We start from the raw sequence: 22,399 nt of genomic DNA, 5'->3' as shown, positions 1-22,399 counted from the left end.
TAAAGAGAAAACGCCCTTAACGAAGTTTGTTTCGCTAAGGGCGTTTTTTCATTTAACTTAATAGAGATACCTATTCACAAATCCCCAATCACTCAGGCGATCTTTTAAGTCAATGAGATAACTAAGCCAGCAATAATTAGAGATACGCCTACACCGCGAGTCGCGTGCCACTTTTCCTTTAAAAAGTAGATCCCCATCACTACGCCGAAAATGATACTCACTTGCCTAAGAGCAACAACCAAGCTGACGTTCTCTGTCATAGTCATCGCAAATAACACCAAACCATAAGTCGAAGCCATCATAATGCCTGCAAGCGTGGCTTTCTTTCGCAATATCCAAGCATTAGTAAACTCGACTCTTTGGTTGGTTACGAATAACCAAACACTCAACGGAATCACAATTGCCCAGAACTGGATACCTAGGTAGAAAATCGCGGTGTGCTTGTTAGTTATAACTGGTGTGCTCAAAGGATCGAGTAACAGAAGCGCTTCTTTATCAATGATGGAATAGCCCGTGGTACCAATGGCCGCGATTAACGCCCACAGTACGCCAAGGTTGAGATACGCTTTTAACCTAAGATCTGAAAACTTCTTAAGTGGTACAAACAAGCAGCCTAATGTTATTAAAGTGAACCCAATCCATTGATTAGACGACAGTTCATAACCAATCAACACTGTACCCAAGCCAACCATTAGAACCGGAAGAGCTCGGGCCATTGGATAAATCACGCCGATGTCTGCTTGTTTATAGGCAGTCCCTAACCCAATCAAATAAACGATTTGACAGATCCCGCTCAAGAAAACCAGTTGCCAAAATGGAATTGAGATATTTGACAGGCCAACACTGTGTACATACCAGATCAAGTAAGGCGTCAATATCGCGGCAGCGGTAAAACCAGAGGCCAAGAAGAAAGACGAGCCCGAGCCTTGATTAGATTTACCCAGAACATTCCAACCCGCATGAAGCAGAGCCGAAATGATCACGATGACAATGGCAGAGAATTCCATTTCATTCCTAAATTATTGATGAATAAGCGCAACGGCTGACAACAGGTGATAAAAAAGGCCTCTTGGTAAGAGACCTTTGATCGATTCAATTGGGCAAGCCCACAGAGTTACAGATATGTACACGTTCTAAGGTATGACTAGCGCTCTAGCTGCGCGATTGACTCGATACTGATCGCGTCATGACGCCAATACTCAATATCGCAGTCAATCAAGTCGCCGTTTTGGTTGTAGTTCACACGCTCTACGACCATTGCAGGAGAGCCAGAAGTCGCACGTAGGGCTTGCGCTGTCTCGCCAAGTAAAGACGTTGTGCTCACTCGGTAACGGATCTTCTGATACACCACACCAAAGTGTTCGCGGTAGATGTCCGTCAACGATTTAGACAAGTCGTAGTCAAGCAAGTTAGGGAACAACTCAGGTCGAATGTAGTTGGTCACATACACAACCGGCCTATCTTCAAGATAACGAACTCTGTCTACTCGATAAACGTCCGAGAAAGGTTGTAACTCAAGAAGCCGAGTCGCCTCCTTGGTTGCTAACATTCCTTTCGCCGCCACCAACTCTGTTTTCGGCTTACGATTCTGCGATAGAGCCATATTGGTGAAGTTCAGCGTTTGTGTTGGATCGTAACGAAGCGGCTCGGGAGAGATAAACCAACCACGTCGGTCTTCTCGATAAATGCGCCCTTCCGCTTCAAGTGAAGACAAGGCTTCGCGTAAGGTAACTCGAGTCGTATCAAACGATTCAGCCAGCTTACGTTCCGCAGGCAGCTTCTGTCGTGGTGTTAACATCCCCGACTCTATCTGCTCTACGATGACATCTTTGATTTTTACGTACTGCACTTCATTTCCTTTCATTCTTGTTCTTGTCGTCAGCCACTCCTTGGCCAACTGCAATATAAGTGGTTCGCTAGCGTTTACGCCAAGCTTGGGTGCGCTTATCGAATAACTTGTTGATTAGCATATGAATCAACTTCGCACTCGCTGCAGATATCATGATCATCACCGCCATCGCTGCTGCTGCACCGGTTTGACCTGCATCGTCCATATTCAGTACTGATACTGACGCTGGAATCGTATTGGTAGAATACAAGAATACTACCGCAGATGTCGTGGTAAGTGCATTAATAAACAGGTATGTCGCAATATCTAAAATCGCCGGCAGACAAACAGGTACCGTCACCTTAAAGAACAGCTTGTATTGCGGTAAGTTTACCGAAGCCGCTGTTGCTTCAATTTCGGAAGGCAGTTGTTTCAATGCCGTTAACGCCGTCATGTGCCCTACCGTGTAGTAGTGAACCACGGTATTAATCACCAAGAACGCCATCGGGCCATACAAGAAGTTAAGTGGGTTACTCAAATCATTGAAGTAGAAGATATAACCCAAACCCAGCACCATACCCGGAACGGCCATCGGAACAACGCTGAGCATTTGCATCGCTTGACGAACAGGACCGAAGGCGCGACCTTTCTCAATGCAGTATGCCCCTAGGAAAATCAGAACAGTACCAATTATCGCAGTCCAAGCACCAAGCGTTAACGAGTTGAAGAATGGCGCCCAACCATAGGTACTCATTTCTGCAAAGTTATAGTTGTTTAGCGTCAGCGCTTTGTTCCAAGGCCAGAAGGTGACCATCGAACCGTATATCGCCATGCCCAACACGATAACCACAGCAGCAGAGATGATGGTGCAATAAAGGAAACATAAGCCATCACGCAGAGAGCTAGGTTCAGGTTGGTACGCGACAGAACGAGTATCAAACAAGCTCTTCTGTTTCTTTTGAACCCAGCGGTCAACGGTAAACGCAAGCAACGCAGGCAATAGCAATAGGATGCTAGTCACCGCGCCCATAGAGAAATTCTGTTGCCCTACTACCTGTTTAAAGATATCGGTAGACAGAACGTTGTAGCTACCACCAATCACCTTTGGCACACCAAAATCACAAACCACCAGCGTAAACACAACGATCAAGGTACTTATCAAACCGTATTTTGCCGCAGGTAACGTCACCATGAAGAAGGTTTTTAGCGATGAAGTATTGAGTGCACGTGCCGCCTCATAAAGGCGAGCGTCAGAGGTTCTCAATGAAGTAGTTAAAATCATTAAGGCGTGTGGAAACGTCCAGAATATCAGGCCCAGTGAGATACCAATCAAGCCGTACACCGAGTTACCACCTAAGACTTCTTTAGCGATACCTTGATTACCAAATAAGAAGATCAAACTGATCGCTGGAAGCAATGAAGGAGCCAGAATAGGCGCAGAACCCAGCACTTGAAAAAGCCCCTTAAAAGGCATGCATGAACGAGTTAGCGCATAGGCATAACCAAACGCCAAGACGCCCACGACAACTGTCACTAGCAACCCAAGCGTGAAGGTATTGCCTACCGACTGCCATAAGCTTTGAGACGCAAAATACGTTGCGAAATTCTCTAAGCCTACAAATTCGCCATCTGCGTTCTGAACACTCTTTTTCAACATCGCCCACAGTGGCATCAGGATAAACAACGTCATGACCACAGACAAAAAGGCCAACAGCCCAAACAGAATTACGTTGTCTTTGCTTAACCGAGCCAGAAAAGGTTGTACTCGTCGTTGAATTAGCAGCTTAGATTGCATCATTTGAGTCGATTCCATGATTGTTTACGCCGCCTCGTCTTTCATCACTTGCAGGCTTTTCGATGGGTAAGCTCTAAGGCCTTCTTGATCAAACGCCACGTAACGAATATCACTGCGACGCAGCTTCAATCGGTTGAACTCTTTGACGGGTACATCAACGATGATCTCTTTCGCCGTTGAGTCATGTTGCAATTGGCACTCAATACGATAAAACGCCCCTAAGAATTCGCTTGATACGATTCTCACTGGCAAGGATTCACTAAAACGATCAACAAACTGGATTTGCTCTGGACGAACGGCAATATCGAAAACATCACCCAGATTTGGCGTGAGATTATCTAAGCCAGGTAACGGCAGCATTGACTCAGCAATGCGCATCTTGCCTTGAGCCGCAACAGAAGCTTGGATAAAGTTCATGCTGCCAACAAACTCAGCAACAAAACGACTGACGGGTTTTTGGTAGATCTCTTGAGGAGCACCGACCTGCTCGATAACACCATGATTCATCACGACAATACGGTCTGCCATCGTTAACGCTTCATCTTGGTCGTGCGTCACCATAATAGTGGTGATACCCAGCTTGCGTTGCAGTTGGCAGATCTCATCACGTAGGTGTGTTCTTACCTTCGCGTCCAACGCAGAAAGTGGTTCGTCGAGTAGCAACAAGCCTGGAGATAACGCCAATGCGCGAGCCAGAGCAACACGCTGCTGCTGTCCACCAGATAGCTGATTTGGATATTTCTGACCAGACGTTGGTAAGCCGATGGTTTCTAACCAAGACTCAACCGTCTCAAGGGCTTCTTTGGTCGACATGCCTTGGTTTTTCAGACCAATCGCAATATTTTCTTCCACAGTGAGATTTGGAAACAAAGCGTAAGACTGGAACACGATGCCAAAGTCGCGCTTTTCTGGTGGCAAGAAGGTCGTATCATTACCGTTCTGCTCAATAGAACCTGACGTTGGTAAGTCTAGGCCTGCAATCGCACGTAATAAGGTGGTTTTTCCACAGCCAGATGGGCCAAGGAAGCAGACGAACTCGCCTTTATCTATCGATAGGGAGATGTCTTTTAACGCTGTAAATTGGCCAAATTGCTTTACAACGTTTTCAATATTCAAATAAGTTTGGTTGCTCATACTACAGCACTCTCTATATGGTATATACCAAATTTAAACTGAGAATATTGCAGTTGAGTGACAAATTTATAGTAGCTAAATGACAGTTATATTGCAGATATAATAAGCATTAAGGATTGCTATTTGTTCAGCATTAACAGTTCGTTCAACGTTGAAAGCCCTCAGTGACTTGCCCATAAATCACTGAGAGCCTTAATGTAAACTTCTAATTTAAACGCAAGATTAATCTATGATTCAACCTTGTCGGCTTTGCCCGCCGCACCTGCGAGTTTGGATAACTGTTTATCTAGCCACAATGGCGTGTTACCCGAATCTTCCGCATTCTCTTTTCTTCGTACCGCATCACGCACCATCATCGCACCTACCCAACGAAATGGCTCTGGCGGGAAGTGTCCTAACGGGCCTTTAGTTAAACCGCTTCGTGTCCAAGCATTGTCGATATCGAGCACCATTGCTGACAAAATCTTCCCGCCCATACGGGTTTGAGCAACGCCATTGCCTGAATAACCAAGCCCATAATAGATGTTGCTTTGGCCTTTTAGGTTACCGAAAAATGGCAATCCGGTAACCGAACGATCTGAGCCGCCAGACCAGTTGTAATCGAATTCACTTTGTTCCAATTTAGGGAACAGTTTTTGGAACGATTGATTGAGAATCGGCAGGTAGTTAGTCGTTTGGTTAAACATGCTTTCAACTTGATTGGCAAACGAGAATTTATTGCCGCCTTTGCCCAACATGAGTCGTCCGTCCTGGGTATCTCGGTAGTAGTGGACAAAGATACGCGAATCCACCACCGCCGCCCCTTTCTCTGGGCCAAATTGCTTGAGCTTTTCCGGAATGGGCTTGGTCACCACCATATCTGAAGAGACAACCACAATGCTGCGTTTGAACTCTTTGAAGTGATCGAGCATCCACGCATTGAGTGCCAAAATCACTTTATCCGCAAATACTGACCCGCCTTTGGTTTGAATTCGAGCGGGAGAGCCATAGTCGAGTGATGTCATTTCTGTGTTTTCGTGAATTTCGACACCCAATTCGATCGCAACGCGGCGTAAGCCTCTCGCCAATAACGCTGGCTGCACACTACCCGCAGCTTCTGAGTAGTAACCCTCAATGTGGCGTTCAGATCCCGCTTTATCAGCCAAAGAATTGTCGCACTTCTTCCAGCTATTGATACCCTGCTTAACCAGCTCATTAACAACAGGCTCCATTCCACCCTTTTGGGCTTCATTAGTCGCCGTGTAGTAAGTACCGCTTCGATATAGATGCGCGTCAATCTTGTGTTCGTTACAGAAGGCTTCGATCTCGTATATAACCTTTTCCGACTCCTTAACCAACCATTTCGCTTGTTCTTTTCCATAGAGCTTTTTCAGCGTCGGATACTTAGTTGACCACGTCAGCATGCAACCGCCGTTCGCACTAGAAGCACCGCTACCACATAGGCCTTTTTCAATCACGACAACATGCTTTTCTGGTTGCTGTTGTTTGATTAAAATCGCCGTCCATAAACCCGTATAGCCACCGCCAACAATGGCGATATCACAGTTGACGTCTTTTTGGAGCGGCTTAGCCGAATCTAGCCCCGCATGGATGTTGCCAAACTCTTGTTCCAACGCTTGCTTGAACCAATATGAGTAGTGCTTTGTCATTTGTTGTACCTTACTTAAAACCTAAAGGCGTAAAACTAAAAAAGGAAGACCGAAGCCTTCCTTTACTGATTTCTAACTTCTAATGAACTAAACAGTTAAATAGCTAAATAGTTAATTAACTGAGTAGCTCGATAGATTAAGATTTTGGCTCTGATTTAGCGTCAAACTTCTCAGACCATGTTTTCAATACGTCTGCACGCTCGCTGCCCATACGTGCAAAGTCCATTTTTGCCATGTTCTTTTCGACGTTAGGGAAGTTTTCAATTGTTGCCGTCACATCTTGGTGACCAACAACTGGGTACATTTCGATGTAAAGCTCGTTTGCTGCTTTAGAGATAGACCAATCAACCACGCGTTGCGCAGCATCAGACGGCTTCACAAGACCTACCGCTTCAGATTCCCAGCCGATACCTTCAGGCGTAATCACAGAAAGTGGTGCACCTTGAGTTTTCAACTTAGCGCCGCGGCTCGCCATAGAAATACCGATAGCGACTTCACCCATACCCGCTTGAACACATGGCTTAGAACCAGAGTGCGTGTAGTGAGCGATGTTTTGGTCTAGCTTCTGCATGTAGTTCCAACCTTGGTCTTCACCCATGTTTTGTAGCCAAGCAGACACTTGCATATAACCCGTACCAGAAGACGCTGGGTTTGGCATCGCAATGTGGCCTTTGTAGATAGGCTTGGTTAGGTCATCCCAAGATTTAGGTGCTGGTAGGTTAAGTTGTTTCGCTACCGCTTCGTTGAAACAAACCGCATTGAAGAATGCATCGTTGCCATACCAAGCTTGAGTAGATTGCGGATCGTTGAGGTTTGAGCGCAGCGCTTCTACACCTTGAGGAGTGTAAGGCTTAAGAATGCCCTCCTCCTTAAGTAGAGCCATTGAAGAACCCGCAAGGCCCCACACCACTTCTGCACGAGGGTTGTTTTTCTCAGCCAATAATTTTGCCGTCATGATTCCTGTTGAATCACGAACCCATTTGATGTTGATGTCTGGGTTTTCGCTTTCAAAAGCATTTTTGTACTTCGCTAAGATGTCAGTTTCAAAAGCGGTATAAACCGTCACTTCCTGTGCCGCATAAGCGTTACCAGCTAATAGTGTGACTAATGCTGCAAGTGATCCTTTCATAAAACGGTTTTTCATCATTTTCTCCAGTCAGGCCCAACTCTAGAGTGAGAAGTTGCCAAAATTAAAAATTGCCAAAGTTAAAGTTGTTAAAGCTAGAAGCCCTATCGAGAGGCACCTATATTCAAAAATTCATTCCAGTTGTTGGCACACACCTCTCCCACTGGTATGTACCAGATTTCGATTATTAAGCTAACTGGCTTTTGTGACGATTAAATGAACGAAAAATGGCAATTTAAAGATCGAAAACTTTCTCAAGACAAGTGACCATTTTTAATATGAAGCTTTTGTGAAAATGATGTTTGGGCTATTTACGACCGTTTAAATTGGTTGTTAAAGTAACTCTAAATATTGGTATAGTCCAAAAATTAAAATCACGAGAGTTGAACATGAGAAACGAATACTTACTGCTGACACCGGGCCCTTTATCTACTTCTGAAACCGTTCGCCAAGCGATGCTAAAAGACTGGTGTACTTGGGATGATGAATACAACAAAGACGTTGTTGAAGTGATTCGTAGCAAGCTTGTTACTTTGGCGACTAAGCAGGCGGGATATACAAGTGTATTAATGCAAGGCAGCGGCACTGCTTCAGTTGAAGCAACAATCGGTAGCGTTATCTCTAACAGCGATAAGCTTCTTGTGGTCGATAACGGTGCGTATGGTGCTCGTATTGCTCAAATCGCAGAATATTTAAACATTCCATGCCATGTCGTTTCCCCAGGTGAAACATCACAGCCTGACTTGAACAAAATGGAAACGGCATTGGCTATGGATTCAGATATTACTCACGTTGCGATTGTGCACTGTGAGACCACTACAGGTATGTTGAATCCAATCGAAGAGATTGCCAAATTGGCAAAACAGCACAACAAAACCGTCATTCTTGATGCGATGTCGAGCTTTGGTGGCATCCCTATGGATATTGCTGACTTAGGTATTGATTACATGATCAGCTCGGCAAACAAGTGTATTCAAGGTGTACCTGGATTCGGCTTTGTTATTGCGAAGCAATCGGAACTGGAAAAATGCAAAGGCCAAGCTCGCTCATTAAGCCTTGACCTGTTTGACCAGTGGCACTGCATGGAAAGCAACCATGGTAAATGGCGCTTCACCTCTCCGACTCATACAGTGCGCGCTTTCTACCAAGCTCTACTTGAATTGGAACAAGAAGGCGGCATCGAAGCTCGTCATAGTCGCTACCAAACCAACCAAACCACATTGGTTGCAGGTATGCGTTCTCTTGGTTTTGAACCACTGCTTAATGATGACCTTCATTCACCTATCATCACCTCTTTCTATTCTCCAACTCATAGCGATTACCAATTCAAGGAATTCTATGACCGTTTGAAAGAGCAAGGGTTTGTGATTTACCCGGGCAAGGTTTCAAACGCAGACTGCTTCCGAATCGGTAACATTGGTGAAGTGTATCCGTCAGACATTGAAGCTCTCATTAGCGCAGTGAAAAACGCTATGTACTGGGACATCAAATAATGACGACGACCAATCCAGAGCCAGTTCTAAAGGCCACACACTTTCGAAGCGAAGGCGATGTGAACACCACGCCAGCACGCGAAAAATGGAACGAGTCGCTAAACGATGATGCGACTCAAGTAATGTTAAAGCGTGATGCTGACGTGTTTCTTCATCAAGCCATGTCAACGCCTTGCCTAGACACACTTGAAGCAGCCGAAGGCATCTACATTCAAGATGCGACGGGCAAGAAGTACATGGACTTTCACGGCAATAATGTTCACCAGCTAGGTTATGGTCACCCACACATCATCAATAAAGTGACTCAGCAAATGGCGTCATTGCCGTTTTCACCGCGTCGCTTTACCAATGAGACGGCCGTTCAGTGTGCTGAGAAACTCACACAGATCTGCGGTGGTGATTTGAATCGCGTGTTGTTTGCTCCCGGTGGCACATCAGTGATCGGCATGGCGCTAAAACTTGCTCGACATGTCACCAACAATTTCAAAGTAGTGTCTTTGTGGGACTCATTCCATGGCGCGTCACTCGATGCAATTTCAGTAGGTGGCGAAGCGTGTTTCCGCGAAGGCATGGGGCCATTAATGGCTGGCGTAGAGCGCATTCCACCAGCCGTCTCTTATCGTGGCGCTTTCCCGTTTAACGAGAATAGCGCAGTCAATGCAAACGAAACTGCATGCGACGTTCACTATGCCGACTATTTAGAGTATGTGATTGAAAAAGAAGGCGGTATTGGAGCCTTCATTGCAGAAGCGGTTCGTAACACAGACGTTCAAGTGCCAAGTAAGGCTTATTGGAAGCGCATTCGTGAGATCTGTGACAAACACAACGTCATATTGATCATTGACGACATCCCAAATGGCATGGGTCGTAGCGGCGAATGGTTTACACACCAAGCGTTTGATATCGAACCTGACATTCTTTGTATCGGTAAAGGTTTTGGCGGAGGCTTAGTACCAATCGCAGCCATGATCACTAAAGACAAATACAACACGGCAGCGCAAGTATCTCTTGGTCACTACACCCACGAAAAAAACCCAATCGGTTGCGCGGCAGCACTCGCCACCATGGAAGTAATTGAACAAGAAAACCTACTTGAAAAAGTACAAGCGGACAGCGCATTCGTGCGTGAACAGCTGCTTCAAATGAAAGAGAAGTACCCAGTCATTGGTGACGTTCGCGGCATCGGTCTACTCTGGGGGGTGGAATTGGTCACCGATCATATCACCAAAACCCGAGCTTTCGATGAAGCGGAAGCAGTACTTTACCAATGTTTAAACGATGGCCTGAGCTTTAAGGTGTCACAAGGTAATGTGATTCAGTTGAGCCCACCATTGATCATCAGCCGCAGCGAACTACAAGTCGCTCTGTCTGTATTCGAAAAAGCGATAGCAAAAATCTGCAAAGACTTTGAATACCTTTAAACCACCTTTAAAAGCATGCCTTGAAGCAATAATTTCAAGTAACCAATAACCTAAAACAATCATTCATCTCCCAGAACAACCTGAGTTGGGAGAGAACAGAAATAGGACACGACTATGAATACAACATCACCTATCCAAGCGGTTATCTTTGACTGGGCCGGCACTATCGTTGATTTTGGGTCATTTGCTCCAACCAGTATTTTCGTTGAAGCATTCAGACAAGGTTTCGACTTTGATATCGATTTAGCAGAAGCGCGTGAACCTATGGGGATCGGCAAATGGGACCACATCCAAGCAGTGGGTCGAATTCCTGCTGTTGACGCTCGTTGGAAAGCTCAGTTCGGACGTTCGATGACCAGTGAAGACGTTGATGCGATCTACGCGGCATTCATGCCTCTTCAAAAAGCGAAAGTAGCCGATCACGCAGCACCTATTTTGAATGCGATAGAAGTGGTCAATAACCTAAAAGAGAAGAACGTGAAGATCGGGTCTTGTTCAGGTTACCCACGTGAAGTGATGGATGTTTTAATTCCTGCTGCTGCAGATTACGGTTACCGACCAGATAACGTGGTAGCGACCGATGACTTACCTCAAGGTGGTCGCCCTGCTCCATTTATGGCACTGAAAAACGTAATCGATCTAGGTGTAACTAGCGTTGCTGCGTGTGTAAAAGTAGACGACGCAGCACCGGGGATCGATGAGGGTCACAACGCAGGCATGTGGACAGTTGGACTTGTATTATCGGGGAACGAAGCAGGCTTAACGTATCAAGAATATTTAGATGCAGACGAGACAACACTTGCAGCTGCACGTGAAAAAGCAAGCGTTAAGCTAAACAAATCAAACCCACACTACCTAATCGATACCATTGCAGACCTACCAGGTGTCATTGCAGATATTGAAAAACGTTTGTTAGCTGGTGAGCGCCCATAACGGTAATCACCTAGATTACCCAACCAAACATTCCGTACACATGAAAATGAAACCTCGTATCGCCTAAAAATGATACGAGGTTTCTTCGTTTCCAACATTTGAGACAGCAATTAATTGACAAAAACCTCTGTAAATAGCACCTTAAATATATAATTTTTAACAATTTCATTGACCATACTAAGCAACTGTACTAACAATGTAATAACAGTTCCAAGATAGGTTCGACCTGAATCTACGCCTTGAACGATCTACTGTTGCAGTGTCCCAATCAGTAAGTCGTCGCTTTAAAGGCTCATTCAGATAACAATAAGAGTTAATCCAAGGATAAGATTATGAAAAAATTGTCAAAAATCATGTGTGCTGTGATAGCTGCTTCAGGTTTCGCTGCTGCTCCATCAATTGCCGCAACGACATACGTAGGCGCAAAAGTTGGCATGGGTTGGCTAGATAGCGCTTGTGTCGACAACATTGATTGTGAAGATGATTCAGTGGCGGGCGGTATTTACGGTGGTTACAACTTTACCGATAACATTGCTCTAGAATTGAATGCAGATTACTTAGGTGATTATGACACCAGCTTTAACAACAACGGAGCGACTCAAAGATACAGCGATTCTATAGTAGCCATTTCTTTAAGCCCAATGTATCGACTAGCGATTAAACAAGAGTTTGATATCTTCTTTAAAGCAGGTCCTGCTTACATCATGCACGATGACGAAGACGACGTTGTTTTAGCCTTAGGTATCGGTGCCGAGAAACAGCTTTCAGACGATTGGGCGCTGAGAGTGGAATACCAATACTTCGATGATTTTGACGATAAGATCATCCAAGACCTAAACTCCAACCTTGTCACAGTAGGTCTTAGCTACAATTTCGGCACGGGTAATACAACCGCATCAGCGGCTGCAGCTTCTGCGGCGGCTGTAACTCAAGCACCTTCTGAACCAATCACAGAGCCAGAAGCTGTGGTCGTTGAAGAGGAAGCGGAGGTAGTGGTTACCAAAGCGCAAACTGAGAGTTTCTCTCAAGGTACATTTGCGACTAACAGCACAGAACTTTCAGACGAAGGTAAAGCCGCTATACAGCCAATTGTGGAAGTCTTACAAACATACCCTCAGTCTACCGTTAACATTGTTGGTCACACAGATTCAACAGGTGCAGCTGAGTACAACATGATGATCTCTAAGAAACGTGCGGCAGCAGTAGCAGCATACATCGAAGAGCAAGGTATTGAAGCTGATCGCATTACCGCTTCTGGTGAAGGGGAAGAAAACCCAATCGCATCAAACGATACGGCTGAAGGTCGTGCTCAAAACCGTCGTGTGGAAGCAACAATCCCAAGCTTCGAGTACCAAGAAGATGTTCAAGTTGAAGAAGTTATCATTGAAACAGTGGAATAATCGTATTCTAACGTAATAACGACTTCCTTAATAACAAGGGAGGAGCACTGCTAAGTGCTCCTCCCTTTCTTTATCTATGTTTGCTCATAAGCCGAAAAGTAACGACTCAAAGCCAAGCTATACAGCCAGAAGACTAGACGATTTCCCAGCTGTGAGTCATTTCTACGCCAGCACCTAACATTAGACATACTGAACAGTATTTTTCTAACGAATCAGCACATACTTTAGCCACTAACTCAGGATCTAGGTTGTCACCAGACACTTCAAAGTGAATGTTAATCACAGTAAAGATTTTTGGTGCTGTTTCACGACGTGTCGTTTCAAGTTTTGCATTACAGCCTGTGATGTTCTGGCCTGCAGATTTCAAACCATCGACGACATCAACAGAGCTACAACCACCAGCGGCCATAAGGACCATTTCCATTGGGCTTGGCGCGGTTGCACCACCACTGCCATCCATTACTACAGAGTGGCCAGATTGAGATTGACCTAGGAATTTAAAGCCTTCGACCCATTTAACTTCTGCTTGCATGTTGTTCCTTAGATGTACGATAACCGCCATCGCTGTCTATTATTGGATATCAATACTGACACCCTACTACTGGCGGCATTTATGAGCAAGATTTTCTCGGCGACATATTTTTTTGTGAATGATGCAATTTTTTCCATCTAAAACCTGTCTCTATTCGTACATTCAAAATCGAATGAGAAGAACGTCAAGATGAGGTATCTATGAATAAATTATCTAAAATATTGGTATCACTCGTGGTTGCGCTACCACTGATTTCGCTGTTTGTAAGCCAGACTGGCACTGCCAATACAATGGATAAAACGGCTAATTCAGGTAAAAGTGAAATCGCGACACTGGCTGGTGGCTGTTTTTGGTGTACGGAGTCCGATCTAGAGAAGCTAAAAGGTGTAACCGACGTTATCTCTGGATACTCTGGTGGTGAACTGGAAAACCCAACCTACAAACAGGTCTCTTCGGGTAAGTCAGGTCACATCGAAGTGATCAACGTGACCTATAACCCTGATGTGGTTAGCTACGAACAGGTTCTTGACCAATTCTTCCGACACATCGACCCAACCGATGACAAAGGTTCTTTTGTAGACCGAGGCCGTCATTATCGACCAGCTATTTTCTATCATAACCAAGCACAAAAAGATGTTGCTCAGAACTTCATGATGGAAATCGACAAAGCTAATATCTTTGGTGAACCACTAAAAACAGAACTGATTGAATTTGAAAAATTCTGGCCAGCGGAAGACTATCACCAAGACTATTACAAGAAGAGTAAAGTTCGTTATAACTACTACCGCTATGCTTCTGGCCGCGATCAGTACCTAGATAAAATCTTCGGTGATGATAGAAAGGACAACCCTAAAACACTACGTCAGATCATCGACAGTAAGAATGCGACAGCCAATGCTAAAACCTACGTTAAGCCGTCTGACGCGGAGATCAAAGCCAAGCTAACGGCACTTCAGTACGATGTAACGCAAGATGACGCGACAGAACGCCCGTTTGATAACAAATACTGGGATAACAAACAGGAAGGAATCTACGTCGACATCGTTACTGGTGAGCCGTTGTTCTCATCAAAAGACAAATACAAATCAGGTACGGGTTGGCCGAGCTTCACCCAACCAATCAGCGAAGCTTATGTCGTTACAACTACTGACTACAAGCTGCTTTACCCAAGAACAGAGGTTCGAAGTAAGTTTGGCGATTCCCACCTAGGGCATGTATTCAAAGATGGTCCAAAACCAACAGGGTTACGTTACTGCATGAACTCAGCCGCAATGCGCTTTATCCCTGCGGATAAATTAGCAGAAGAAGGCTATGAGGAATACGTTGAGATGTTTGAGGGATAGGCATTCAGCAATTAACGATCAGCCTATGACAACAAAGCCAGCATATCGCTGGCTTTGTTTTTATTTACAGAGCTTTATTTATCAGCCCATGGACCTAATTAACCCGTTAACACCGTGTCTTCAGGGTATTTCAACAAGGAAGGTTCTGGGCGAGCTAGCATATAAGCCAAGGTCAGGGGGCCGATACGTCCAATCACCATAACCACAATCATGATGTATTTACCTGGCTCAGTCAGGTTTGCGGTTAAGCCAGCTGTTAAACCAACCGTTGCAAAGGCAGAAATCACCTCAAACATGACTCGATCAAACGCTGCCTTTTCAGTAAGCATTAACAAAAACATCGCGGTGGTTAATAACGCCCCACTTACCACAATAATGGCCAATGACTTTGTTACCGCTTGCCAAGTCACAGTGCGCTTAAACATCACCACGTGCTTTTTCTGACGGAGGAAGGTCCACGTTGCGACAAAGGCTACTGCAAAGGTCGAAACCTTAATACCACCACCTGTTGAGGTAGAACCTGCACCAATCAACATCAGTACAATCATTACCAGCAACGCAGGCTGTGTGTACTGAGACAAATCCACACTATTAAAGCCAGCAGTACGAGCACTTGCCGACTGAAAAAATGCGGCTAGCCACTGTCCTTGAGTCGATAACCCTTCCATGGTTGCTGAGTTATTTCTTTCTAGCAGCCAGAACAATACCGTACCTACCAACAATAGAGTCGGAGTGGCGGTTAGCATAATCTTGGTGTGTAAATGAAGATGTCGAAAACCTTTACGCCAGTTACTCGATAGGTCGCCGACGACTGTGAAGCCTAGCCCACCGAAAATAAACAAGCCAGCTAAGGTGAAGATCACCAGCGGATCATCAACAAAACTCATCATACTGTCTGAAAACAGTGCAAAACCTGCGTTATTGAATGCAGATATCGCATGAAATAGAGCATAAAAACTGCCCGTTGACCATCCCATCTCAGGTACCCAGCGGAAGCAGAGCAATACAAAACCGATAAATTCAGCCACTAATGCAAAGATGATGATCTTCTTAACCAATTTACGAAGGTTAATCTTACGATCTTGGCCAAGCGCTTCTTTCGCGAGTGCTTGTTGTTTAAGGCTTAACCTAACACCGAACATGTAAAGCAGTACCGCAGATAGAGTCATCTGCCCTAACCCGCCGACTTGCATCAAGAACATCAGTAAGATTTTACCCGTCAAGGTGAAATGCTCACCGGTATCGACAACACCTAATCCTGTCACACTGATCGCCGAGGTTGCTGTAAACAGTGCATCCGTAAAACTTAGGCCTGTCACAGAGAATACAGGCATCGTCAACAATATTGCAGAGGGGATAAGTACGCCTAAGAAGCTCGTAAGGATAATCTTAGGTTCAGAGCCTTTACGTGGCTTTTTATCACTCTTAAGCGTGTAGAAAGTACCTTTTCGTTTTAACGAATTCATACTGTTACCTTATTGCCAATTACCAATTGCGTAGCTTTCTAGATAAGGTCTCTTTCGGCCCAGCGATGATCACCACATCCCCAATTTCTAAACTCACATCCAATTCTGGTGCTTTAGTGAGGTTCGGCCCTCGCTTGAAGCCAAGTACCTCAACACCATTTTCTTTACACAGCTTAAGATCGCCAAGTTTCTTACCCAACAGTTTAGAACCAATAACAATCTCCGTCATCGCTAAGCCACTGCCAAGGTCGATAAATTCGAGAACGCGTCTATCCAACATTTTACGCGCAACACGAATGCCCATATCTCGTTCAGGCATGATGATATGGTCAGCACCAATCTTAGAGAGAATCTTGCCGTGAAACTTATCGTTCGCCTTAACCCAGACTGCTTTTGCTCCAGATTCTTTCACCACCAAAGTCGTTAGAATGCTTGAGTTAACGTCAGAGCCTATCGACACCATCACCATATCGTAATCATCGAGTCTTAACTCTTTCACCGTCTCTTCGCTCGTGCAGTTCGCAACAATCGCTTGTGAAACAAAAGCCGCTGCTTCTTTCACTCGCTCTTCATCAATATCGACGGCCAGTACCTGTGCCCCTGAACTTTGTAGCTCTTTGCAAACAGACAGACCAAATCGCCCTAAACCGATAACTGCATATTGTTTGTCGCTCATTTGAAATCCTGTTTAGAAATTTTAATTACACGGGATAGCCAAACCTACATTAGTTTCTATCTCAAAAAAAGTTAGTTCTGCAAGAATAAGGTTATACTATTGTCATAATCGCTTGATTTATAAAGGTAGAGAACAACTCGAGTTTCTGCTAATTTCCAATTCATAATTTCTGCGGCAGCACACACAATGAATGAATTCATAACCCAAGTACAAACCTACATCAACCAGAGCCATAGTGATTGGGCAAACAGCGTCCTATGCATCACTATTGCGAGTTTTCTCGCTTGGGTAGCTTGGCGAATTATCCATAATCGCTTGGAAGTTCTGGTACAGAGAACCCACTTTCACTGGGATGACCTACTACTAGAGGCACTGAAAACCCCTGTCAGTACGTTACTTTGGTGTTGGCCAGCGACCGTATCTATCGGGTTGATTCTTCAAGATCAGTTTGGCAATGAAATCAACTGGTTAAAAACTCTCAAGCACATATTGATCATATGTACCTTCGTTTGGTTCACCTTACGAATGATCACCAATGCTGAAGCATACGTCTTAGAGCAAAAAAACAGGGATGAGACAACTGTACAGGCGATTGCAAAAGTAGCTCGTCTGTTCTTTATGGTCATGGGCGGCCTGACAATCATGCAAGCGTTTGGACTCAGCCTATCAGGCTTACTCACCTTTGGTGGTGTTGGTGGCTTGATCGTCGGTTTAGCGGCTAAGGACTTACTGTCGAATTTCTTCGGTGGCATGATGATTTACTTCGACCGCCCTTTTAAAGTCGGTGATTGGATACGTTCTCCCGATCGTCAAATCGAAGGCACTGTCGAACGCATTGGTTGGCGCATGACGATCATCCGCACTTTTGATAAGCGTCCTTTGTACGTGCCAAATTCGGTGTTCAGTAGTATTGTGGTAGAGAATCCATCGAGAATGTTGAATCGTAGAATCAATGAAACCTTTGGTCTTCGTTATCAAGATGCAGACAAATTGGCGCTCATTGTTGATGATGTAAGAACCATGCTCGAGACCCACCCAGATATTGATGCCAAACAGACGTTGATCGTTAACTTTGACAAATTTGGGCCATCAACGCTCAACTTCTTTATCTATACCTTCACAAAAACAGTCAACTGGATCAGGTACCACAAAGTGAAGCAAGACGTTCTGTTACAGGTTCTGGCGATTATTCATAAACACAATGCAGACATCGCGTTCCCAACACAGACACTCAAGATTGACCCTCAAGACTTTTCTAATGTTCAAGATCATAACAGCGTTCAAAGCCTAGGTGATAATCAGAATATTAGCGATCCCAAAGACATGTTGAACTCCCCTACGGAAGGTCATCGATAGTCATATCCTTCTTGGTTATCGATAAGTAATAAGCGTGAAGCGTGGTAATATGATGGCAGTATTCTAATGCACCTAATTACCACGCTATGATTTTACCTGTCATTCTAGCCGGCGGCTCCGGAAGTCGTCTCTGGCCACTGTCTCGCGAGCTTTACCCTAAGCAATTTCTCAATATTGCCGGCGACCAGTCAATGCTTCAGCACACACTTCAACGCCTGCAAGGCCTTGAAGAGCACTTGATGGATAGTAAATGCGATGCCCCATTCATTATCTGTAATGAAGAGCATCGCTTTATTGCCGCTGAACAAGCTCGATCAGCTAACATTCAACATAGTGGTATTCTGCTAGAGCCAGTCGGTAGAAATACAGCCCCAGCCATTGCGCTTGCCGCCCTAAAGGCTTTAAGTAAACCACCGCTTAATGAACAAAGCGCATCCGACCCTATCTTGTTAGTGCTGGCTGCTGATCATCACATCGCGAAAACCTCTGAATTCCAACAAGCGATTAGTCGTGGTGTTGATTATGCAAAACAAGGCAAGCTGGTGACATTCGGTATAACACCTAGCTCCCCAGAGACTGGCTATGGCTATATCAAGCAGGGAGAGCCTCTTTCCTCCAGTGCTCAAACTGATACTAATGGAACAGAGCAGCCAATCAATCACGCCTTCGCCATAGAATGCTTTGTAGAAAAGCCAGACACAGCAACAGCAGAAGAGTACATCCGCTCAGGACAATACTTATGGAACAGTGGCATGTTCATGTTTAAGGCATCACGGTATGTTGAAGAACTCGCCGAACACCACCCTGAGATAGTAGCGGCTTGTAAACTCGCTCTTGCAAAGCAAAATACCGACCTCGACTTTATCCGTATCGACGCTGAAGCATTCAAAAGCAGTCCGAGTGATTCAATCGATTACGCCGTGATGGAGAAAACCTCGCACGCAGCTGTGATCCCGATGGATGTCGGTTGGAATGATATTGGCTCATGGTCTGCTATCTGGGATGTAAGCGACAAAGATGGGCATAACAACGTCATTGAAGGTGACGTGTTAACCGTCGACTCTCAACACAACTACATTCATGCTGAAAACAAGCTAGTTGCTACTGTAGGTGTCGATAACCTGATTATTGTCGAGACCAAAGACGCTATATTGGTCGCAGATAAAGACAAGGTTCAGGGTGTAAAATCGATTGTTAGTCAACTAAATCAAGCAGGTAGAACAGAGCATATTCATCACCGAGAGGTATTTAGACCTTGGGGTAAATACGATGTGATTGATTTAGGAAAGCGAGACAAAGTTAAGCGTATCACCGTAAAAGCGGGTCATCAGCTTTCACTTCAGATGCATCATCATAGAGCGGAACATTGGATAGTAGTAGCTGGCACTGCAAAAGTGACCAACGATGAGAAAACCTATCTCGTCGAAGAAGATCAATCGACTTACATCCCTTTAGGTCACATCCACTGCCTAGAGAACCCTGGCGAGACACCTCTTGAAATGATTGAAGTTCAAACCGGCAGCCATTTAAGTGAAGACGATATCATTCGATATCAAGACAGTTATAGGCGAGACGTGCGCAAGCAACAAGTCCACTCATCAAAGCACAACCAAACGAAATAAAGCAGCGACAAATCGATGAAACCAACATTAGACCTAAACTGCTTTAAGAACAACGATATCCGCGGCGTCATTGGTAAACAAATCAATGAGCCACTCGCCTACCTGCTCGGTAAGGCATTTGGCGAATACGTCCTATCCGCTAAGCCTGAAACCTCACTCGATGGTTTGGCGCAGGTAGTGATTGGTCGTGATAACCGCAAAACCTCCCTGTCATTACAAGAAGCCATGACCAAAGGCTTAATCGAGTCAGGGATTACCGTCATTGATCTAGGTATGACTGGCACTGAAGAGGTCTACTTTGCGACTCGTTACCTAAAAGCGATTGGCGGAATACAAATCACAGCCAGCCACAACCCAATCAATTACAACGGCATGAAAATGGTCGGTGTAGACGCTAGCCCTATCAGTAAAAACAGTGGTTTAGATGAAATCAAACGACGCATTGAAGAACTTAATCAAGAGCTGAACTGCAATTTACCGTTCGTTCATGCACAACCAAGTAACTCTAGTAGATCGAACAGTATTCTTGCTCCGTACGTCGAGCACCTACTCTCGTACATAACCCCATCAAAGCTGTCACCGATGAAGATTGTGGTTAATGCTGGGAACGGTGTTGCAGGACATATCATTGATGCTTTAGATAATAAATTTAACGAACTCGGTGTCCCTATCACCTTCATCAAAGTTCATCATAACCCTGATGGAAACTTCCCAAATGGTATTCCAAACCCTTTGATTAGAGAGAACCAAGCAGCCACTCGAGATGCCGTTTTAGAGCATTCTGCCAACCTTGGAATTGCTTGGGATGGAGACTTCGACCGATGCTTTTTCTTTGATGAGCAAGGCAATTACATCGAGGGTTATTACATTGTAGGGTTGCTTGCTGAAGCATTCTTGGTCAAACAGCCTAACACGACTGTATTGCACGATATGCGCATGACCTGGAACACAATTGAAATCGCAAAAACGCATGGTGGAAAAGCGATTGGAATTAAAGCAGGACACGCACTGATCAAAGAGAAGATGCGTGAAACGAATGCCGTCTATGGGGGCGAAATGAGCGCACACCATTATTTTCGTGATTTTGGATATTGCGATTCAGGCATGATTCCTTGGCTATTGGTTATCGAGCTGATGTCGAAAACTCAACAATCTCTTCACCAATTAACGAGTACTAGTATAGATAGATTCCCCTCTTCCGGGGAGATCAATCGAAGAGTCTCAGACCCAGAGCAGGTCATGGCTTGCGTGTTATCGCACTACCAAGATCATGCCGTTGAGATCGATCACACAGACGGAATCAGCATGAATATGGGCTCATGGCGCTTCAACTTAAGAAAGTCCAATACCGAGCCATTAATACGCCTTAACGTTGAAACCAAACAAGATAAAGCTTTACTGTCACTTAAAGTCGACGAGTTACTGTCTTTTCTCATTTAAGAATACAGACACTTCCAGTTTTCAACTAAGATCCACAAAAAAGCCCTTATTAGCTGTTGCTAACTAAGGGCTTTGAATTTTCAGTAGCTTAATCGCTGACTGTAATTAGTCTATTTGTTACGACGAGCTTCAACAGCGTCTGCCAGCTGGCGAAGTACTGTTTCAGTGTCTTCCCAACCAATACACGCATCAGTAACAGATTGGCCGTACGTTGCAGCTTTGCCCTCAACCAGGTCTTGGCGACCTTCAACAAGATGAGATTCAATCATCACACCAAAGATAGCTTTGTCGCCACCAGAAATTTGTGCGCTTACGTCATCAGATACGTTCATTTGACGCTTAAACTGCTTAGAGCTGTTTGCGTGGCTGAAATCGATCATCACTTTTTGTGGAAGACCAGAAGCTGCTAGCTCTTCTTTAATCTTACCAACGTGTTCTGCGCTGTAATTTGGCTCTTTGCCACCACGTAGGATGATATGACAATCAGGGTTACCTGCTGTTTCAACGATAGCTGAGTGACCGTACTTAGTTACTGATAAGAAGTGGTGAGAAGCGCTAGCAGAGCGAATAGCATCTGTTGCAATCTTGATGTTGCCATCAGTACCATTCTTAAATCCAACTGGGCAAGATAGGCCAGAAGCCAGTTCGCGGTGAACTTGAGATTCTGTAGTACGTGCGCCGATTGCACCCCAGCTGATTAGGTCAGCAACGTATTGAGGCGTGATCATGTCTAGGAATTCGCTTGCCGTTGGCATGCCCATGTCAGTTAGGTCCAGCAGTAGCTTACGTCCTAGACGAAGGCCATCATTTAGCTTGAACGTATCGTTCATGTACGGGTCATTTATTAGACCTTTCCAACCAACAGTTGTACGTGGTTTTTCAAAGTAAACACGCATTACGATTTCAAGGTTATCACCAAGTTCGTCGCGCAACACTTTCAAACGTTTACCGTACTCAAGAGCAGCTTCTGTGTCATGAATAGAACATGGGCCGACAATAACAAGCAAGCGATCATCGCTCTCTTCTAAAATATTGTGGATCGCTTTGCGGCTTTCAAAGGTTGTAGAAGAAGCAACTTCTGTCGCTGGAAACTTTTCTAAAACAGCAACAGGGGGTAATAACTCTTTTACTTTGTTAATTCTTACATCATCAGTCTGGAACATTGCTTACTTCTTCCTTTTTTCT

Annotated in this window: 18 protein-coding genes; 8 read left to right on the top strand and 10 right to left on the bottom strand. The window is 44.8% G+C overall.

The window, feature by feature from the left end; genetic code table 11:
- Positions 1-104 precede the first annotated feature (104 nt).
- The 6 genes from AB4486_RS09050 to AB4486_RS09025 all read right to left on the bottom strand — a co-directional run bounded on the left by AB4486_RS09050 (position 105) and on the right by AB4486_RS09025 (position 7,553).
- A complete protein-coding gene (locus AB4486_RS09050) occupies positions 105-1,007 on the bottom strand; it encodes a multidrug transporter (protein WP_372116992.1) in 903 nt (300 codons plus the stop codon).
- Positions 1,008-1,144: 137 nt separating this feature from the next.
- On the bottom strand, positions 1,145-1,849 hold the full coding sequence (gene phnR, locus AB4486_RS09045; protein ID WP_048609092.1) for a phosphonate utilization transcriptional regulator PhnR: 705 nt from the start codon (positions 1,847-1,849) through the stop codon (positions 1,145-1,147).
- A 67-nt stretch (positions 1,850-1,916) separates the two neighbouring features.
- Positions 1,917-3,626 (bottom strand): putative 2-aminoethylphosphonate ABC transporter permease subunit, encoded by a 1,710-nt coding sequence (locus AB4486_RS09040; RefSeq protein ID WP_372117040.1) that lies wholly within the window; start codon positions 3,624-3,626, stop codon positions 1,917-1,919.
- A gap of 21 nt (positions 3,627-3,647) precedes the next feature.
- A complete protein-coding gene (locus AB4486_RS09035) occupies positions 3,648-4,757 on the bottom strand; it encodes a putative 2-aminoethylphosphonate ABC transporter ATP-binding protein (RefSeq protein ID WP_136999162.1) in 1,110 nt (369 codons plus the stop codon).
- Positions 4,758-4,984: 227 nt separating this feature from the next.
- A complete protein-coding gene (locus tag AB4486_RS09030) occupies positions 4,985-6,406 on the bottom strand; it encodes an FAD-dependent oxidoreductase (RefSeq protein WP_372098268.1) in 1,422 nt (473 codons plus the stop codon).
- A 136-nt stretch (positions 6,407-6,542) separates the two neighbouring features.
- The gene (locus tag AB4486_RS09025; protein ID WP_128644407.1) at positions 6,543-7,553 is read right to left on the bottom strand and encodes a putative 2-aminoethylphosphonate ABC transporter substrate-binding protein; all 1,011 of its coding nucleotides are present in this window, start codon (positions 7,551-7,553) and stop codon (positions 6,543-6,545) included.
- A 368-nt stretch (positions 7,554-7,921) separates the two neighbouring features.
- Between AB4486_RS09025 and phnW the strand changes: the two genes are divergently transcribed.
- From phnW to AB4486_RS09005, 4 genes are all read left to right on the top strand, one after another.
- On the top strand, positions 7,922-9,025 hold the full coding sequence (gene phnW, locus AB4486_RS09020) for a 2-aminoethylphosphonate--pyruvate transaminase (RefSeq protein WP_102495249.1): 1,104 nt from the start codon (positions 7,922-7,924) through the stop codon (positions 9,023-9,025).
- Positions 9,025-10,446 carry an aspartate aminotransferase family protein gene (locus AB4486_RS09015; protein WP_372116989.1) on the top strand — a complete coding sequence of 474 codons (1,422 nt, stop codon included), beginning with the start codon at positions 9,025-9,027 and terminating at the stop codon, positions 10,444-10,446. The genes phnW and AB4486_RS09015 overlap by 1 nt, the downstream gene beginning before the upstream one ends.
- 114 nt (positions 10,447-10,560) lie before the next feature.
- Positions 10,561-11,379 (top strand): phosphonoacetaldehyde hydrolase, encoded by an 819-nt coding sequence (gene phnX / locus AB4486_RS09010; RefSeq protein ID WP_048608839.1) that lies wholly within the window; start codon positions 10,561-10,563, stop codon positions 11,377-11,379.
- 332 nt (positions 11,380-11,711) lie between these two features.
- Positions 11,712-12,779, top strand: a complete 1,068-nt coding sequence (locus AB4486_RS09005) for an OmpA family protein (protein ID WP_102428795.1) — start codon at positions 11,712-11,714, stop codon at positions 12,777-12,779.
- A 133-nt stretch (positions 12,780-12,912) separates the two neighbouring features.
- Here the strand turns inward: AB4486_RS09005 and AB4486_RS09000 are convergent, their stop codons facing one another.
- Positions 12,913-13,311 carry an OsmC family protein gene (locus tag AB4486_RS09000; RefSeq protein WP_017068628.1) on the bottom strand — a complete coding sequence of 133 codons (399 nt, stop codon included), beginning with the start codon at positions 13,309-13,311 and terminating at the stop codon, positions 12,913-12,915.
- A 200-nt stretch (positions 13,312-13,511) separates the two neighbouring features.
- Here AB4486_RS09000 and msrB point away from each other — a divergent pair, with 200 nt between their 5' ends.
- On the top strand, positions 13,512-14,654 hold the full coding sequence (msrB, locus tag AB4486_RS08995; RefSeq protein ID WP_229647718.1) for a peptide-methionine (R)-S-oxide reductase MsrB: 1,143 nt from the start codon (positions 13,512-13,514) through the stop codon (positions 14,652-14,654).
- Between the two features lie 98 nt (positions 14,655-14,752).
- Here msrB and AB4486_RS08990 read toward each other — a convergent pair whose 3' ends face one another.
- Together AB4486_RS08990 and AB4486_RS08985 are read right to left on the bottom strand one after the other, a co-directional pair.
- Positions 14,753-16,120 carry a TrkH family potassium uptake protein gene (locus AB4486_RS08990; RefSeq protein ID WP_372116987.1) on the bottom strand — a complete coding sequence of 456 codons (1,368 nt, stop codon included), beginning with the start codon at positions 16,118-16,120 and terminating at the stop codon, positions 14,753-14,755.
- Between the two features lie 19 nt (positions 16,121-16,139).
- Complete coding sequence (locus AB4486_RS08985; protein ID WP_019820412.1) at positions 16,140-16,796, bottom strand: TrkA family potassium uptake protein; 657 nt, start codon at positions 16,794-16,796, stop codon at positions 16,140-16,142.
- Positions 16,797-16,982: 186 nt separating this feature from the next.
- On the opposite strand from AB4486_RS08985, the gene AB4486_RS08980 reads away from it, so the two are divergent.
- The 3 genes from AB4486_RS08980 (at position 16,983) to AB4486_RS08970 (ending at position 21,214) form a co-directional block, all read left to right on the top strand.
- Positions 16,983-18,152, top strand: coding sequence for a mechanosensitive ion channel family protein (locus AB4486_RS08980; RefSeq protein WP_065585022.1), 1,170 nt, complete (start codon positions 16,983-16,985; stop codon positions 18,150-18,152).
- A gap of 86 nt (positions 18,153-18,238) precedes the next feature.
- Complete coding sequence (locus AB4486_RS08975) at positions 18,239-19,774, top strand: mannose-1-phosphate guanylyltransferase/mannose-6-phosphate isomerase (protein WP_372116986.1); 1,536 nt, start codon at positions 18,239-18,241, stop codon at positions 19,772-19,774.
- Positions 19,775-19,789: 15 nt separating this feature from the next.
- A complete protein-coding gene (locus AB4486_RS08970) occupies positions 19,790-21,214 on the top strand; it encodes a phosphomannomutase CpsG (protein WP_102332022.1) in 1,425 nt (474 codons plus the stop codon).
- 110 nt (positions 21,215-21,324) lie between these two features.
- Here the strand turns inward: AB4486_RS08970 and aroG are convergent, their stop codons facing one another.
- Entirely contained in the window at positions 21,325-22,377 is a 1,053-nt protein-coding gene (aroG, locus tag AB4486_RS08965; RefSeq protein ID WP_017061746.1) for a 3-deoxy-7-phosphoheptulonate synthase AroG, read from the bottom strand.
- Positions 22,378-22,399: the final 22 nt, after the last annotated feature.

The organism is Vibrio sp. 10N.222.55.C6, assembly GCF_041473395.1.
Lineage (GTDB): Bacteria > Pseudomonadota > Gammaproteobacteria > Enterobacterales > Vibrionaceae > Vibrio > Vibrio crassostreae_C.
This window is presented reverse-complemented; position numbering and strand designations above follow the sequence as displayed.